Annotated in this window: 14 protein-coding genes; 6 read left to right on the forward strand and 8 right to left on the reverse strand. The window is 46.1% G+C overall.

Annotated features, from left to right (window positions below):
• On the forward strand, positions 1-894 hold the full coding sequence (locus G8759_RS17415; protein ID WP_167210131.1) for an alpha/beta hydrolase: 894 nt from the start codon (positions 1-3) through the stop codon (positions 892-894).
• Positions 895-934: 40 nt separating this feature from the next.
• On the opposite strand, the gene G8759_RS17420 is transcribed toward G8759_RS17415, so the two are convergent.
• Together G8759_RS17420 and G8759_RS17425 are read right to left on the reverse strand one after the other, a co-directional pair.
• On the reverse strand, positions 935-1897 hold the full coding sequence (locus tag G8759_RS17420) for a YihY/virulence factor BrkB family protein (protein WP_167210133.1): 963 nt from the start codon (positions 1895-1897) through the stop codon (positions 935-937).
• A gap of 214 nt (positions 1898-2111) precedes the next feature.
• The gene (locus G8759_RS17425) at positions 2112-2732 is read right to left on the reverse strand and encodes a cysteine hydrolase family protein (protein WP_167210135.1); all 621 of its coding nucleotides are present in this window, start codon (positions 2730-2732) and stop codon (positions 2112-2114) included.
• A 181-nt stretch (positions 2733-2913) separates the two neighbouring features.
• On the opposite strand from G8759_RS17425, the gene G8759_RS17430 reads away from it, so the two are divergent.
• The 5 genes from G8759_RS17430 to G8759_RS36310 all read left to right on the forward strand — a co-directional run bounded on the left by G8759_RS17430 (position 2914) and on the right by G8759_RS36310 (position 7584).
• Positions 2914-3285 carry a hypothetical protein gene (locus G8759_RS17430; RefSeq protein ID WP_167210137.1) on the forward strand — a complete coding sequence of 124 codons (372 nt, stop codon included), beginning with the start codon at positions 2914-2916 and terminating at the stop codon, positions 3283-3285.
• Positions 3286-3920: 635 nt separating this feature from the next.
• Complete coding sequence (kaiC, locus tag G8759_RS17435; protein WP_167210139.1) at positions 3921-5630, forward strand: circadian clock protein KaiC; 1710 nt, start codon at positions 3921-3923, stop codon at positions 5628-5630.
• Positions 5631-5656: 26 nt separating this feature from the next.
• Complete coding sequence (locus G8759_RS17440; protein ID WP_167210141.1) at positions 5657-5950, forward strand: circadian clock KaiB family protein; 294 nt, start codon at positions 5657-5659, stop codon at positions 5948-5950.
• Positions 5951-6274, forward strand: coding sequence for a circadian clock KaiB family protein (locus G8759_RS17445; protein ID WP_167210143.1), 324 nt, complete (start codon positions 5951-5953; stop codon positions 6272-6274). It abuts the gene before it with no gap.
• Between the two features lie 5 nt (positions 6275-6279).
• Positions 6280-7584, forward strand: coding sequence for a sensor histidine kinase (locus G8759_RS36310; RefSeq protein WP_167210145.1), 1305 nt, complete (start codon positions 6280-6282; stop codon positions 7582-7584).
• Between the two features lie 215 nt (positions 7585-7799).
• On the opposite strand, the gene G8759_RS17455 is transcribed toward G8759_RS36310, so the two are convergent.
• The 6 genes from G8759_RS17455 to G8759_RS17480 form a co-directional block, all read right to left on the reverse strand.
• The gene (locus G8759_RS17455; RefSeq protein ID WP_167210147.1) at positions 7800-8045 is read right to left on the reverse strand and encodes an acyl carrier protein; all 246 of its coding nucleotides are present in this window, start codon (positions 8043-8045) and stop codon (positions 7800-7802) included.
• 99 nt (positions 8046-8144) lie between these two features.
• The gene (locus G8759_RS17460) at positions 8145-11297 is read right to left on the reverse strand and encodes an efflux RND transporter permease subunit (RefSeq protein WP_167210149.1); all 3153 of its coding nucleotides are present in this window, start codon (positions 11295-11297) and stop codon (positions 8145-8147) included.
• 104 nt (positions 11298-11401) lie between these two features.
• Entirely contained in the window at positions 11402-12451 is a 1050-nt protein-coding gene (locus G8759_RS17465; RefSeq protein WP_167210151.1) for an efflux RND transporter periplasmic adaptor subunit, read from the reverse strand.
• A gap of 47 nt (positions 12452-12498) precedes the next feature.
• Positions 12499-13815, reverse strand: coding sequence for a TolC family protein (locus G8759_RS17470; RefSeq protein WP_167210153.1), 1317 nt, complete (start codon positions 13813-13815; stop codon positions 12499-12501).
• An 82-nt stretch (positions 13816-13897) separates the two neighbouring features.
• On the reverse strand, positions 13898-14521 hold the full coding sequence (locus G8759_RS17475) for a TetR/AcrR family transcriptional regulator (protein WP_232074290.1): 624 nt from the start codon (positions 14519-14521) through the stop codon (positions 13898-13900).
• A 258-nt stretch (positions 14522-14779) separates the two neighbouring features.
• Positions 14780-15460 (reverse strand): response regulator transcription factor, encoded by a 681-nt coding sequence (locus G8759_RS17480; protein ID WP_167210155.1) that lies wholly within the window; start codon positions 15458-15460, stop codon positions 14780-14782.
• Positions 15461-15494 lie beyond the last annotated feature (34 nt).

Consider the following 15494-nt stretch of genomic DNA (forward strand, 5'->3'; position numbering starts at 1 on the left):
ATGATTTTTCTTCGATTGCTCTGGCAGATTCCTATTGCGCTTCTCCTGCTGACTATTGTTCTTGTTTTTGCTAACGAATATGCAATTGCTCATTCCAGTCGTCGTGAAAAAAATATTGCCTATGTCGCTGCCGATCAACCCTGCTTTGATGCCGAGCGGCATGTTCTCGATGTATATACGCCCAAAGAACCGTCGGCAAAACTCCGGCCAGTTGTCGTGTTTATTCACGGAGGAAGCTGGGATAGCGGCAGCAAAAACCTATACAGTTTCATCGGTCGAAGGCTGGCCAAACAGGGCATTGTTGCTGTGCTGGTAAACTACCGCCTGGCACCCGGTGTGCAGGTGCCGGATATGGTCGATGACTGTGCTCAGGCGGTTATCTGGACTACGAAACATAGTGCAGAATATGGTGGAGATCCGAATCGGATCTTTCTGATGGGGCATTCGGCAGGAGGGGGGATCGCTGGTCTTTTGGCTACCGACAACCAGTATTTAGCGAATCGAGGGTTAGTCCAGAGTCCCATAAAAGGTACAATTCTCGATGATCCGGCCGGACTGGATATGTATGATTACCTGCAAAAGATGGAGTACCCGAATGATGAACAATACCTGATTCCGTTCGGGAAGAAGCAGGAAGTCTGGCGAGCAATGTCGGCCCTTTATCACGTTGATTCCGGTTGCCAACCCATGTTGATCTATGTCGGTGAACGCACCTACCCGAGCATTGTCAGAAGCACTCGAAAATTCAACCAACGGCTTCAGGAAGTTGGCATCAAGCATGAAATTAGCACCATGCCCGGCAAAAAGCATATTGGTATGATAACCCAGTTGTTCTGGCAAAACAACGTTATTTATAGGGATCTGAGGAGGATGGTAACAGGCAGTCTCCAGTAGGCAGTAGGCAGAGACTGCCCACTGCCTACAGAAGACTAAATCAATGGCTTTCGGCCACTTTCTGTTCAGTAGGAATTGTTTTTACATCGCGCTCCCGCTCGGTTTGTTCAACGTAAACGGCATAGTCGGCGGGTTCAATTTTTATGCCCAAGCGGTTCGCGTAGGCCTGGGTAAACTCAGCGCCAAAATAGAGAATGGCGGCCGTGTAATAAATCCAGGTCAGAATAACGATCAGCGACCCGGCGGCCCCGTACGTTGAACTGGTACTGGTCGTTTCGATATACAGGCCGATCAGGTATCGTCCCAGCATAAAAAGCAGGGCGGTAAAAAACGCACCCCATCGCACATCTTTCCAGGCAATTTTGGCATCGGGTAGTATCTTGAAAATGACTCCGAAGAGAACGGCGACAACACCAGTGCTGATCAGCAAATTAAACGCACTGATTATGAAAACGCCAATGCCTGGAATATAGCGGGTTAAAAAGTCACTCAGGGCAAGAACGAGTCCATTGATAACCAGTGATACCAACAAAAGAAAGCCCAGACTAACGACCAACGACGATGAAAGCAGCCTGTCTTTTATTATTTTTAACCAGCCACGTTTGGGTTTTGCTTTAACCCGCCAGATCAGATTGACCGAATCCTGAATCTCGACAAAAATACTGGTTGCACCCAGCAATAGGGTTAATATGCCGATAACCAGGGCCGTATTGGTTTTACCTGATAACTCCACATTTTTGATCATGTCCTGAATCTGCTTGGCTGCTTCGTTGCCGACCAAACCATTGATCTGGCCAAAAATTTGCCCCTGGATAGCCTCTTCGCCCAGAAAAAGACTGATCAGTGATATAATTAAGACAAGTAACGGAGCCAGCGAAAACACGGTGTAATAGGCAAGGGCTGCACTTAATTTCAGGCAGCGATCATCAAGGAAACCATTGAATGAGTCCTTTAAAATGGCCCACAAATTGGCGAAAAAGCGTTTATCTGTCTTCGTATCCATAACAGTTGAGTATTAATGAGGCTGATTTGACACCATACATATCAGGTTCCAGTGACAATAACCTATAGCTGTAACCCAAACGAAGAGGGGTTGTTACCGAAATTGAGCGCTGGTTTTATTCGAACTGATACAGAATTAGGCAATTTTAAACGAAATGACCTTGATTTTAAAGGCTATAACCCCAGGCAGTACTTGTATTCTGATAAAATGTGAGTTACAATGGTAGAGTTGGTGAACGCTCCAGCAAACAGTCGAGGTTTAACTTTTCTGAAGGAGTGGTATCGGCGTGTAGAACTCGTTCCATGTAATCGATAGCCGTTTGCGTATGTATGTCCGAATCACTGGCGATACAGTCTGCCGGAACGTGTAGATCAAAGTCACGCATATAGGCATCATTGGCCGAAAACTGAACGCATACATCCGCATTAATGCCCGTTATAATCAACTGCTCTACTTGCAGATAAGTGAGCAGCGCATCGAGTGTTGTAGCATAAAAAACCGAATGCTTGGGCTTAAGTACGATATAGTCATCGTGGTCGGGCTGAAGCAATTCAACCAGGCGCTGCCCCCGAACACCATCATTGAGGCAGTGGTCTACAATTTCGGTGAAATTGGAGCGCCATCGGCCAAAGTTGTCATTTGTATAGATGACTGGAATCTTCAGCTCTTTTGCCCGTTTTTTCAGTGTTGCGATCTTTTTGGCAGCAGCAACGGCTGGTTTTAGTACCGTTTCACCCCCCGGAAACTCCAGATCATTAATCATGTCAATGATCAGAAGTGCAACCGGGGATGAATCCGGTGCATTGCCATTCATGTCTTTGTTTTTTGTGACCATACCGAGTGGGAGCTTAGTGAAACAAAATAGGGACACCAAAGCAAGGCTGGTTGTTTGTACCTGTTAGTGTATGGTTCACTACAGAAACCAGATTGAAACAATAGATGGCTTTGCTTATCAACATAAACAACAGAGGTATTCGGTCTGTTAGGCTTCCAGATCAACTACAATCCAAAACGTTATGGAATCGATTTACATCTGGCTATTGGAAAATACCGGCAACGAGGGAAATTATTACACCATTCTGAATAATCGCCGGGAAAATCTATCGGAACAGTCGGCCTATCTGGAAATAATGGCCAGGCGATCCGCTGATTTTACCGTCGTTAACCTGCTTGTTTTTAGTGGCGACCTGACGGATATTCCCGAAAAAAAACACTATGAACACCCTCTTGAGCAATGCCGGTTTGGCAATGAACAGCAGGTTATCGTCTATCTGGCTACGGGAAAAAAGCCAGAAATAGCTGCATCTGACGATATAGCTGGCATACAGGTTCTGCTAGTTGAGCCAGCGGGCGAAGCAGGGACAATTACGTTTCCTGCCGATCAATAAGCCGGGTCAGGAACACTATAAATGAAAAACGCCAGTCCCAGTAGGGCTGGCGTTTATTGATTATCTACCTTAAAATACATGTTAAACTAAAAGCACAAAGGTAGGGCTCGGGTTAGTTGACCCTATTAGAGGAGGATTAGAAAAACCTTAGGTATACGTTAGAGAAAAGGCCCAAACAAATCCGGAGTCGGTGTAATTTCAGGAACAATCCTGTTGTTAAGGCCTAAGCCTGGGCAACTCGAAAAAGCAGCTGTTTTGTGGGGTAAAACCGTATAGAGCCGATTCGCTTTTGCACGACCTGGTCAGCTTTTTTCTGGCGAATTGACTCCATTCTGAACTTAGTTTACAGTCGATTACGTAAAACTATTCAGCACCTTTAGTGATTATAGAATAATGAATTAAGGTTTTTATATAAAAAACCCCTGATTGATGGAACAAGTAAGTGGATCGATCTTGCCGTTGTATTGCTGAACTAGACGTAATTCATAGTTTACCAGAGACTTAATAATTGATCAGCCTGGTTTCAGGCTTGGTTGTCTTTCCTTAACCCATGAAAAAGACTTTACTCAAATGGATTACAGTACTTTTTTTGTAACACCATTCGTTAATCAGAACTAGACACTTTTGACACGTAAATGAGCTTAAAATCAGCGAATAACCCCAAAAGAAACTTAAAGTCGTTACCAAAGTGCCCCACTGGAATTACCGGTCTGGATGAAATAACCGAAGGTGGAATACCTGAAGGCAGACCAACACTTATTTGCGGAAGCGCTGGCAGTGGTAAGACGTTGTTCTCCATTGAATTTATCGTTCGTGGTGCAATGGAGTATAATGAGCCTGGTGTTTTTATGGCTTTTGAAGAAAAAGCGGATGAACTTGCCATAAACGTAGCTTCATTAGGCTTTGATCTCGATCAACTTCAGAAAGAAAAACTTATTAAGCTCGATCATGTACGCATCGAGCGAAGTGAAATAGAAGAAACCGGCGAGTATGATCTGGATGGCCTTTTTATCCGATTAGGCTATGCTATTGATAGCATCGGTGCTAAACGCGTAGTACTGGATACCATCGAAAATCTGTTTGCTGGCCTCACCAATCAAGGAATTCTGCGGGCCGAATTAAGGCGGCTTTTCGAGTGGTTGAAGGCAAAAAAGGTAACGACGATAATCACCGGCGAAAAAGGAGATGGAACGTTGACCCGACATGGACTGGAAGAGTATGTATCTGACTGCGTAATTTTGCTTGACCATCGGATCAGTAACCAGATTTCAACCCGACTGCTACGCATCGTCAAATACCGAGGGTCGATGCATGGAACGAACGAATACCCATTTTTGATCAACGAGAAGGGTATTTCGGTGTTACCTGTTACTTCCTTAACCTTAGATCATCCCGTTTCATCGGAACGGATCTCAACGGGTATTCAGGCACTGGATAAAATGCTGGAAGGGCATGGTTTTTACCGGGGTAGCAGCATTCTGGTTTCGGGCACTGCCGGTACTGGTAAAACCAGTATTGCTGCTACGTTTGCCAACGAAGCCTGCCGTAGAAATGAACGCTGTATCTATTTTGCCTTTGAAGAATCACCTCAACAAATCGTACGGAATATGCGGTCGATTGGCCTTAAGCTTCAGCAGTATATCGACAGTGGTCTATTGAAGTTTCAGGCTTCCCGACCCACGCTTAATGGTCTGGAAATGCACCTGGTAGCCATTCATAAACAGATAAAAGAGTTTAAGCCATCCGTCGTAATTCTGGACCCCATAACCAATCTGATTGCTGTTGGCTCAGTTAGTGATGTAAAATCAATGTTAATCCGGTTAATCGATTTTTTACAGTCTGAGCAAATTACTGTTATGTTTACGGCACTCTCGCTGAATAATGTCATAAACGAACAAACAGACGAAGGCGTATCTTCACTGGTTGATGCCTGGTTACTCGTTAAGGATATTGAACATAATGGGGAGCGAAACCGGGGATTATATGTCATGAAATCGCGCGGCATGAAGCATTCCAATCAGGTTCGGGAGTTTGTCATTACCGATAAAGGGCTTGATCTGGTTAGTGTTTATTTAGGACCGGAAGGCGTACTGACTGGTTCTGCGCGCGAAGCCTCGCAATTACAGGAAGAAACAGGTATTGTCCTGAGAGAAAATGCCGTCAATAGGAAAGACCGGGAAATTGAACGAAAACGCCTGGTACTTGAGTCGAAAATAGCTGGCCTGAAGGAAGAGTTTGAATCCGTACAGGACGAGCTAAATAAGACCTATATTGAGGAAGAACTACGGAAGGAGGTTCTGGAAAAGAATCGGGAACAGATGACCCGTAATCGACACAATGAGTGATCAATAAGTCTGCTAACTGTAGGTGAATGAAAACAAAAGAAGAAATTTGGGAGTTGCGACTCTATGTTGCTGGAAATACAGTTAAATCCCAGACTGCTCTGGCCAACCTGAAAAAGTATTGCGAAGAGCATTTAAAGGGTAAATACATTATTGAGGTTATCGATTTACTGGTGAAACCTCAATTGGCAGAGGGAGACCAGATTTTAGCTGTGCCCACCTTAGTGAAAAAAGTACCTGAGCCGATTCGCAAGATTATTGGCGATTTATCGAACGAAGAAAAAGTGTTAGTTGGATTGAACATTCGCCCAGCAATAATATAGATGATTGAGTCATCACCGCTAAACGATAAGGATACTGATCCGGATGGCGAAGGCCAGTTATATGTCTTACATTTATTTGTAACTGGAGCATCCCTATATTCAACACGGGCGATTAAGAATATAAGGCACATCTGCGATCAATACTTATCGGGTAACTACTCGCTGGAAATAATTGATGTACATCAACAACGGGAAGTGGCCGAAGAGGAACAGCTGATTGCGCTCCCCTTATTAATCAAACGCTTTCCCTTACCTGAGCGACGATTGATCGGTGACTTGTCAGATACCAGGAAGGTACTTAACGGACTAGGACTTGCTACTTAATGAGGATGAACGGGGCTAAAACATACGAGCAACTGGTAGTCGAAAATGAAAGTCTACGATGGCAACTTGAAGAAGCAACCGAAACACTACAGGCGATTCGTACCGGCCAGATCGATGCCCTGGTCGTTCAGGGCGATGATGGTCATGAGCTTTACACGCTGAAAACGGCCGATTATACGTACCGGATTTTTATTGAAACCATGAATGAGGGGGCAGTAACGCTGAATAAGGAAGGCCTTATTCTCTACTGCAATTCAACATTTGCCTCAATGGTTGACTTGCCTTTATCGAAAGTTATTGGTTTATCCTTCGATCGGTTTGCGGCTACCACCAGTAAAGCGGATTTTGATGCCCTGTTTAATGAAGGCTGGGCCGATATTCGGAAAATTGAATTTGCGCTTAGCAGCAGTACTGGTAAATTAGTACCCTGTCTGCTTTCCGTAACTGCTCTGGAGCTCGATGGAGGTATATGTTTAAGCATGATTCTGACGGATCTGACCGTACAGAAGCAAACGCAACAGCTGCTGGAAGTAAATAACCAGCAGCTGGCCAAAACAAATAATGATCTGGAAGTCAGTAATCAGGCGTTGAATCGTTCAAATGACAATTTGCAACAGTTTGCCTACATTGCCAGTCACGATTTACAGGAACCGCTGCGAAAAATTCAGTCGTTTGGCGATTTACTGAAAATGCAGTACAGCGAGCATTTGGGCGAGGGCGTTGAGTATATAGAGCGAATGCAATCCGCAGCGAGCCGTATGTCGACGCTGATCAAAGATCTACTCACCTTCTCGCGAATTTCTACCCGACAGGATAGTACCCTTCATGTGCCGTTGACTCAGGTTATTGACGCTGTTCTGAACGATCTGGACATGGCTATCGAAGAGACCGGTGCAGTCGTTGAACTCGACAGCTTGCCGACCATATTGGGTGACCCGTCGCAACTAAGACAACTCTTTTCGAATTTGATCAGTAATGCGCTTAAATTCCGAAAACCAGACGTTCCAGCATATATCAGGGTGAAATCAGCGATTGTTGCTGAAGATAACTTGCCTCACTCAGTTAACCCTACCCACCAGGCGTCTTCTTATCATCGAGTCGATGTAATCGATAATGGAATTGGTTTCAAGGAACAGTATCTGGATCGTATTTTTCAGGTATTCCAGCGGTTGCATGGAAAAGATCAGTATCCAGGAACCGGGATTGGTCTCGCCATTTGCGAGAAAGTAGCGACCAATCATGGCGGGGCTATAACAGCCAGCAGCGAGCCTGGTCAGGGAGCAACATTCAGCGTGTACTTTCCTGCCTAAAATGAATCCTGTTTCGAATAAAACCTGATCCTCGGACTTAAACTAGTAGACAGTCTCTGAATGACGTTGGCATCTGCGGACAAAATTCATAGATAAAGCTTTAGTTGAATACAAACAAAGCCGCCGTGTTCAGAGTAACACGGCGGCTTTGCTGTCTATCGGTTGCCTGTATGGCTCGTTTCTGAGGAAAGGCAAAACTTGTTTAGCTGAATAATTTAGTCAAATGTCACCTCATGACTAAGGTAGTTTTTTAATTGACCAACCGTTTGCAGTTTCCACCAATCCTCATCTGGAATGCGAATACTAAAGCTATTTTCAACCTGAATAAGCAGGTCGGTAACGTCAAGTGAATCAAGGCCCAGATCCCGGATGAAGTTAGCCTGATCGGTGAGCGCCGTTAAATTGACACCCATATTAACGAGTATGTCCTGCAAACGACTGTTTATCAGTGCAAGTGTCATGGTTTAAATTGGTTGAGTTAGTTAATGAAAAGAATGGATAAACCTGATTCGGGAGCCCTGGAGTGATGTTAGTCATGCTCCAGGGCTCCTCAAATTGGGTTAGGAAACAGCCGCTTCGGCTTCAGTCAATGCTTCGGTTTCGTTCGATTTCCGGAATCGGTTTTTGAACCATTCCTGAAGTCGGTCAACGAGGTAATACATCATGGGAACCAGATAGATCGTCAGTACCATCGAGCTGCTCAGACCGCCAATTAGTACCCAGGCCAGCGAGTTTTTCCATTCGGCACCTGCGCCACTTGCCGTGGCAATTGGAATCATCCCGATGACCATGGCAATCGTCGTCATCAGAATGGGGCGCAAACGTTCTTCGCCAGCGTGTAAAATGGCGTCTTTATAATACGTTCCATTGGCTTTCTGCTGGTTGGCAAAGTCAACGATCAGAATAGCGTTTTTAACAACCAGACCAATCAGCATCAGCATACCCAGCATGGCGAAAATACCAATGTTCGAAGAGCTGAGGGCCAAAGCCAGCAACGCGCCAATCACCGCAACCGGAACGGAGAACAATACGACAAACGGATAAACGAAACTGTCGTAGAGGAGCACCATGATGAAATATACGAGCATCAGACCCGCCAGCATGGCAATACCCAGTGACCCGAATCCTTCACTCTGGTTTTTGGCATCACCACCCCAGCTAACGGTAACCGCAGCGGGCAATGGATTTTTGGCCAGATCGGCCTGAATCACGCCGGTTAGCGTACCCGAACCAGTACCGAGCGTATTGGCCGTAACAGTTACCGATGAACGACGGTTTTTCCGTTCCAGTAGTGAAGGGCCATTGCTGAGTGTTACGTTCGCGAACTCTGCTAACCGTACTGATCGATTGGCCGATGGGCTGAAGAAGTTGATGTTTTTTACATCGTCCGGGTTTTTCCGGTCGAAAGCGTCAAGCATCACGCGAATGTCATAATCCTCACCACCATCGCGGAATTTGGAGTCATCGTTACCCGCAAACGCATTCTGGAGTGTACCACCCACCGTCTGAATATTTAGGCCTAGTTTGGCCATTTTTTCGCGGTCGATTTCGACCCGTACCTCCGGATTTCCTGATTCAACCGATACGTTAACATCGTTTGCACCGGGTGTTTTCCGAATGCGGTTCGCCAGTTCTTCGGCTGCGGCTAAATTCTGGTTAGCGTCGTCGCCACTCAGGAAAATCTCGATAGGAGATGTTCCTGAGTTCACAATACCCACCACCGATGAGCTGAATTCAATGGCCGGAAAGCGTTCTTCCAGTTCTTTGCGGAGATCGATCATGTATTGCTCGGTTAGCTTATGACCCGGCCGTTCAGCCGCATCGGCTAGTTGTACCGTCAATTCGGTTCGGTTCGTAGCACCCTGACCCGTGCTATTGATACCCGTACTGGCTCCGCCCACGTTGGCAAAGATGGTTTGAACTTCAGGTTTCTTTTGCAGGTAATTTTCGATACGTCTGGATGTGAGGTTGTTTTCCTGAAGTGAAGCGCTCTTGTCGAGCTTCATCGTCAGCAGAAATTTACCCTGATCGCCCTGAGCGACGAATTCGGAACCGATAATGCCCAGACTCATGACCCAACCCGTGAAGACAAAAATAGCGATCAAAATTCCGGTAAAGGCTAGTTTATGTTTCAAAACCCAGCCCAGGCTTTGATGATAGCCATTCGTTAACGCAGTCAGCCCTTTTTCAAACCAGAGCAGGAAGGCCTGGAACGGATTCTTTGGATTCAGGTGCTCCAGCTTCGCCAGCATCGATGTGAGCCAGGGCGTCAATGTAAAACTGACCAGCAAACTAACCATCGTCGCAAAAGCAACTGTCAGCGAAAACTGCCGCAACAGATCGGCAATGACCGAACTCACGAACGTAATCGGGACAAACACGACCACAATAACCAGGGTGATGGCTACCGCTGCAAAACCAATTTCGCTCACACCATCGAGCGTAGCCCGCCAGCGATCTTTACCCATTTCGAGGTGTCGCTGGATGTTTTCGAGGACCACAATCGAGTCATCGACCAGAATACCAATTACAAGCGACAAGGCAAGCAGGGTCATCAGGTTGAGCGAATAACCCATAACGAACATGAACAGGAAAGCCGAGATCAGCGAAGCCGGTACGGAAATCATGACGATGAAGGCATTCCGGAAACTATGCAGGAAAAGCAGCATCACAATAGCTACCAGCCCAACGGCCAGAATCAGGTCGTGCGTAACGGCCTCTACGGATGCCAGCGTAAAGACACTGCTATCGTAGGCAATCGCAAACGTAACCTTGTCCTTAACGTTTTCTTTCTCAATCGTCTTTAGTTTTTCCTCGACTAACTTACTGATTTCAACAGCATTGGCGTCGGATTGCTTTTTGATGAATAGGCCAATACCGTTCTGTCCATTGTACCGGCTGATGCTGGTTGCTTCTGTCAAACCATCGGTTACGGTGGCCACATCGCCAACGCGTATAGGGCTACCGTTTGGCGGAGTGGCTATGACTAACTTCCGAATGTCGTCTAGTGAAGAGAACTTACCCGCCAGGCGCAGCGTCATGTTCTCTTTTATACTTTTTACCTTCCCGGTTGGGAAATCCAGGTTTGCCTGATTGATGGCCTGGGTTACCTGAAGCAGTGATAAACCGTAATAATTGAGTTTATCGTCGTTGACATTGATACGGATTTCACGTTTGTCGCCCCCAACCATTGTGATGTCGGCCACCCCTTTAATTTGCTGGAGAACCGGCAGGTATTTGTCTTCTACCTGTTGATAGAATACTTCATTGGGTAGGGTCGAAGTGGCCAGCAACTGCATAATTGGTTGGTCGCTGGGGGATATTTTGGATAAGGATGGTTGCTCGGCGTCGTCGGGCAAATCGCTGACCATTTTGTCAATTTCCCGCTGAGCATCCTGCAGGGCCATATCGATATCGGTCCCTGGTTTAAACTGAACGACAATGACCGACGCATTTTCAAATGAATTGGCTTTTACGTCGTCGAGGTTATCTAAGCCCGATACGGCGTCTTCAAGTTTTTTGCTAACCTCCGTTTCAACTTCCGAAGGAGCCGCACCCGGATAAATTGTCGTGATGGTGATGACCGGCGTAGAAAACTCGGGCAGCAACTCATAACTCAGCATTCGATACGAAAACAGACCTCCAATTGTCAAAATCGCAAACAGAACGATAATGAGCGATGGGCGCTTGATGATTGTTTCAACAAATTTCATGATATAAATAGCGAAAGAGTGAATGAGCGAACGAGTGAAAATTGATAGAGCGAAGGTTGCGTTTTCAGTTCGCCCTTGCACTCATTCACTCTTTCGCTCTTTGATTATTGCGCACTAACCGCTGTTCCGTTCTGTAAATTGATCTGCCCGCTGGTAACGACCTGATCGCCCGCTTTCAAGCCGGTACGTATTTCGTAATAATCGTTGGTCGTAGCGCCAATTTCGACTGACTTTAACACGGCTTTGCCACCCTCAACCACATAAACCTGTGGCTGCTTTTCTGAACCGATAATGGCCTGGCGAGGAACCGACAGGGTCTGCCCTTTCAGTTGACTGATGTTGGCAATAGAGCCGTACATGCCCGCCCGCAATAGATTTTTTCCCGAATTATTGACCGTAATCTCAACCGGATAATTGTGTGCGGCATCACCCTCAGCCCCGATCAGGGAAACGCGGCCAGCAAAGTGAGCGCCTGGATAAACCTCGGTTGATACCGATAATGATTGGCCAACGCGGAACTGATTAATGGCTTTTTCGGGCACATCGACAACCAGTTTCAGGGATGAGATGTCTGTTACAGTGGCAATTGGCGATCCAAGCGATACCACTGAACCTTTTTCAACCATCTTCTCGGTAACGATTCCGGCAAAAGGTGCCGTAATCGTGGTGTTGGCAATCTGCTTCTGAAGCTGTTTGATCTGCGCCTGCGTTGAGCGAATGCTCAATTGCGTACGTTCCAGATTAACGGCGGGCGTAGCATCACCTTTTACCAGATTTTCGTAGCGTTTCAGATCATTCTGATACCCTTCCAGAGTAACCTGAAGCGCTTCGATCTGATAGCGAAGTTGTTCATCGTCCAGCTTGGCGATTAATCGGCCAGCACCTACTGATTGGCCTTCCTCAATGGGAAGCTGAATAATCTGACCACCCGCCTGTGGCCGGATTTCGACCTGACGATTGGCAGCAAATGAACCCAGAAATTCACTATTCTGAGATAAGTTACGCAGTTCGGCAACGGCCGTACGAACACCCACCTTCTGGTCGGGATTCGGTTTGTAAATTTTTGCTTCGACTTCTTTTTTGTTGTTCAACAGCGTCCAGGCAGTCATGCCCAACGTGCCAACAAGGGCGAGTAATAACCAGATACGTTTCATAGCTTTTGCTGAGGTTTGAAATTACAGGTAGTATAAATGGGGGTGATTTAGCGATTGATTAAACTGCCGGTTGCTTTTTTCCAGTCAAGTTCGGCGGTACGGAGATTGACCAGTGTGGTCAGGTAGTTGTTTTGGGCATCCCGAAGTGAGTTTTCGGCCTGTACCACATCGGTAATGTCGACGGTGCCTTCTTTAAATTGAAGCTGGGTCTGGGTGTATACTTTTTCGGCCAGTTTCACCTGACCGCTATTGGTTGACAGGTTCTGCTGCTCGACCAGAAACTTGTTGCGGGCATTGGTGATATCCATGGAGATGGACTCACGAACCTGACGAAGCTGTACGTCTAATTTTTGATCATCGATGCGTTTCTGGCTAAGTTTCGCTTTGCGAGCCAGGCCGTCGAACACATTCCAGTTTAATTGCAGACCAACCCAATAGCCCGGTAAATTTTTAACGTAGGAGTTATCGCCACCAATTGCATACACTGAACTGTTGGCAACACCGTAGGCCGATACTGTAGGCACAAATCCCGTTTTGACATTGCGCTGTTCGAGGCCGTTGATTAGTTTCTGCTGATCGATCAACTGTAAATCGGTTCGGTTGATGGTGTATTCATTGCCAGGTGCTACCGGAATCGTTTCCTCGATGGACGTGCGAACCTGGAGCGAATCCGTTTGTGGTGTTCCTGTCAGGTACTTCAGCGTATTCAGGAGCTGGTTGTAAGTCGCCTGGAGCGATTCAATCTGTGTTTGCGAAGAGGTTTTACTGAGCTGAAGCCGGTCGACGTCAATACCCTGTGCCAATTGGTTCTGCCGCCGTAGGTCAGTAATGCGAATCAGCCGTTCGGTCGAAACTAAATTGTTGCGTAGAAAGGCAATTTGCTGAGCAGTCGTTTGCAGGTTGTAATAAGTCGCTGATACATTGTAAGCAACGTCTTCTTTTGTTTTCTGCGTTTGCAGCGCCGACAAATCACGGCTGGCTTTGGCCGCTTTAGTGGCAATCAGCAACGACTGGTTATACAGAGCCTGGGTGGCCTGAAGGCTCGTGGACAAGTTATAAGGCAACCCGAACGCTACAGCCGAATAAGTTCCTTCGGGTCCGCCAAAGACCGATGCGGGGATAACCTGACCGGGAATTTTGAGGTAGCGTTTATAATCGCCCGTTAGGTTCACCTGTGGGCGGGCACTGGCTTTGACTTCTGCAATCTGGGCTTCCGTTTTGATTTCATCGAGTCGGGCCGACTGAACACTGTAGTTATTAGTCAACGCTTTGTTAATCAGCTGATCAAGCGTAAAATCCTGAGCTCTGGCTACTGTAAATCCCAGTACGAAGAACGAGGAAAGGTACCATCGAATGGTTTTCATGGCATGTGTTGAATGATTTGTTTTAAACATTGTAATTAATCATGAATTTTAAATATTTGTTTAAATCGTGGGTAAAAAAATATCACACCTTCTCGAATTCAAACAAATAAGTGGTGATCATGTCAATGACCAGGCTTTTATGCTGATTGGCAAACTCATCAAACTCGGCATCGGTCATTTGCCACATTTTCATGTGCATGGCTTTGCCAATAAATAAGAATTGCACATTACAAAAGATCATTGGCATTAAATGCATCGCCTTGATCGGCCGGATTGTGCCAAGAGCAATTTCCTGTTGAAGCTGTTCCTCAAACATGGAGTGATGAATTTGTTTCATGACGCCAATGCTTGTTGCCATTCGTTCCGGATTGCGGTGGATTTCGTTCATGACGAAGATCGACAGGCTGGGGTTGTTTTTAAGCAACTCAAAATCATGTTCGATCAACTCGGCAATTTTTTCGCGCAGACCGGTTGGCTTATTCATAATCTCAACCATTCCATTAAAGAACAGTTGGATCATTTCTTCGAATATGCTCATGAACAGCTTTTCTTTGCTGCGGAAGTAGTAATTGGTTAAGGCTATATTGATACCGGCAGTATCGGCAATATCCCGGGACGTAGCACCATCAAACCCCTTCTCCAGGAAGACCTGCTTGGCAGCCGCCCGGATTTTCTCTTCAGTAGATTTAAAAGGGGAACAATTCATGTTCTGTTTCATTTGACGATCAAAAGTATTTGTTGCTTTTCTAACACGCAACTTTATTGAATAGTTTTTTTAAACAAATATTTAAAATCTATAAAAAGTTATATTATAAGTAGAAATGCTTCTTTTGTGGTGGGGTTATACACAACTTGATGTTAACTAAGCGGGTCAGAATCAGGAACAGCTGGAACCATGACTACATGCAGGCTGGCAACTACACTGCCAACTGAGTTCCATAGTCAGACCGATGGGGGAGCCTACTTAAAGCCGACTTTTTTCTTCCAGCGCAATCCGGATCAGGTCGATCGTATTTTTTACGCCTGCTTTACGAATGATACTTGCCCGCTGATTGGCCACCGTATTGGCACTGATACCAAATCGTTCGGCTATTTCGGGACTACTCAGGCCCTCAATTAAACAAGTCAGTATCTGAGCTTCCCGCGACGTAATTTTATTCCAGACTGACGACGATGCCCGGGGGCTGTATGTTTGTTCTTCTTTCTTTTGCTGGCTAACGTTTGGTAAGACAAGCTGGCGGATAATTATTGACGATGCATTGGGTGGATAGTACAACTCACCGCTGATTACAGTCCGCACCGCCCGCAGGATTTCTTCCGGGGTCGTATCCTTGAGCAGATAACCAGCCGCACCATTCTGGACAGCTTTCAGAATGTAATCCGGGTTGTTATGCATACTGAACATTACCGTTTTAACTTTTGGGTATTGTTTAGAAATAACCTTTAAGGCATCGATGCCCGACATCCGGGGCATGGTTATGTCCAGTAACAACACATCGGGTTTGATCGCGGCAACCTGATCGATCGCTTCGTCGCCATCGGCAACCTCGCCGACAATCTGAATATCCGCTTCGTCTTCCAGCAACATCCGAATTCCTTTTCGGACTACAGAATGATCGTCGGCAAGAAGTATTCGAATAGCCATAGTAAGGTAATTTAATGGTAAAGTTTGCCTGCTC

Origin of the sequence: Spirosoma aureum (assembly GCF_011604685.1) — a bacterium.
In the GTDB taxonomy this organism is placed as follows: Bacteria; Bacteroidota; Bacteroidia; order Cytophagales; family Spirosomataceae; genus Spirosoma; species Spirosoma aureum.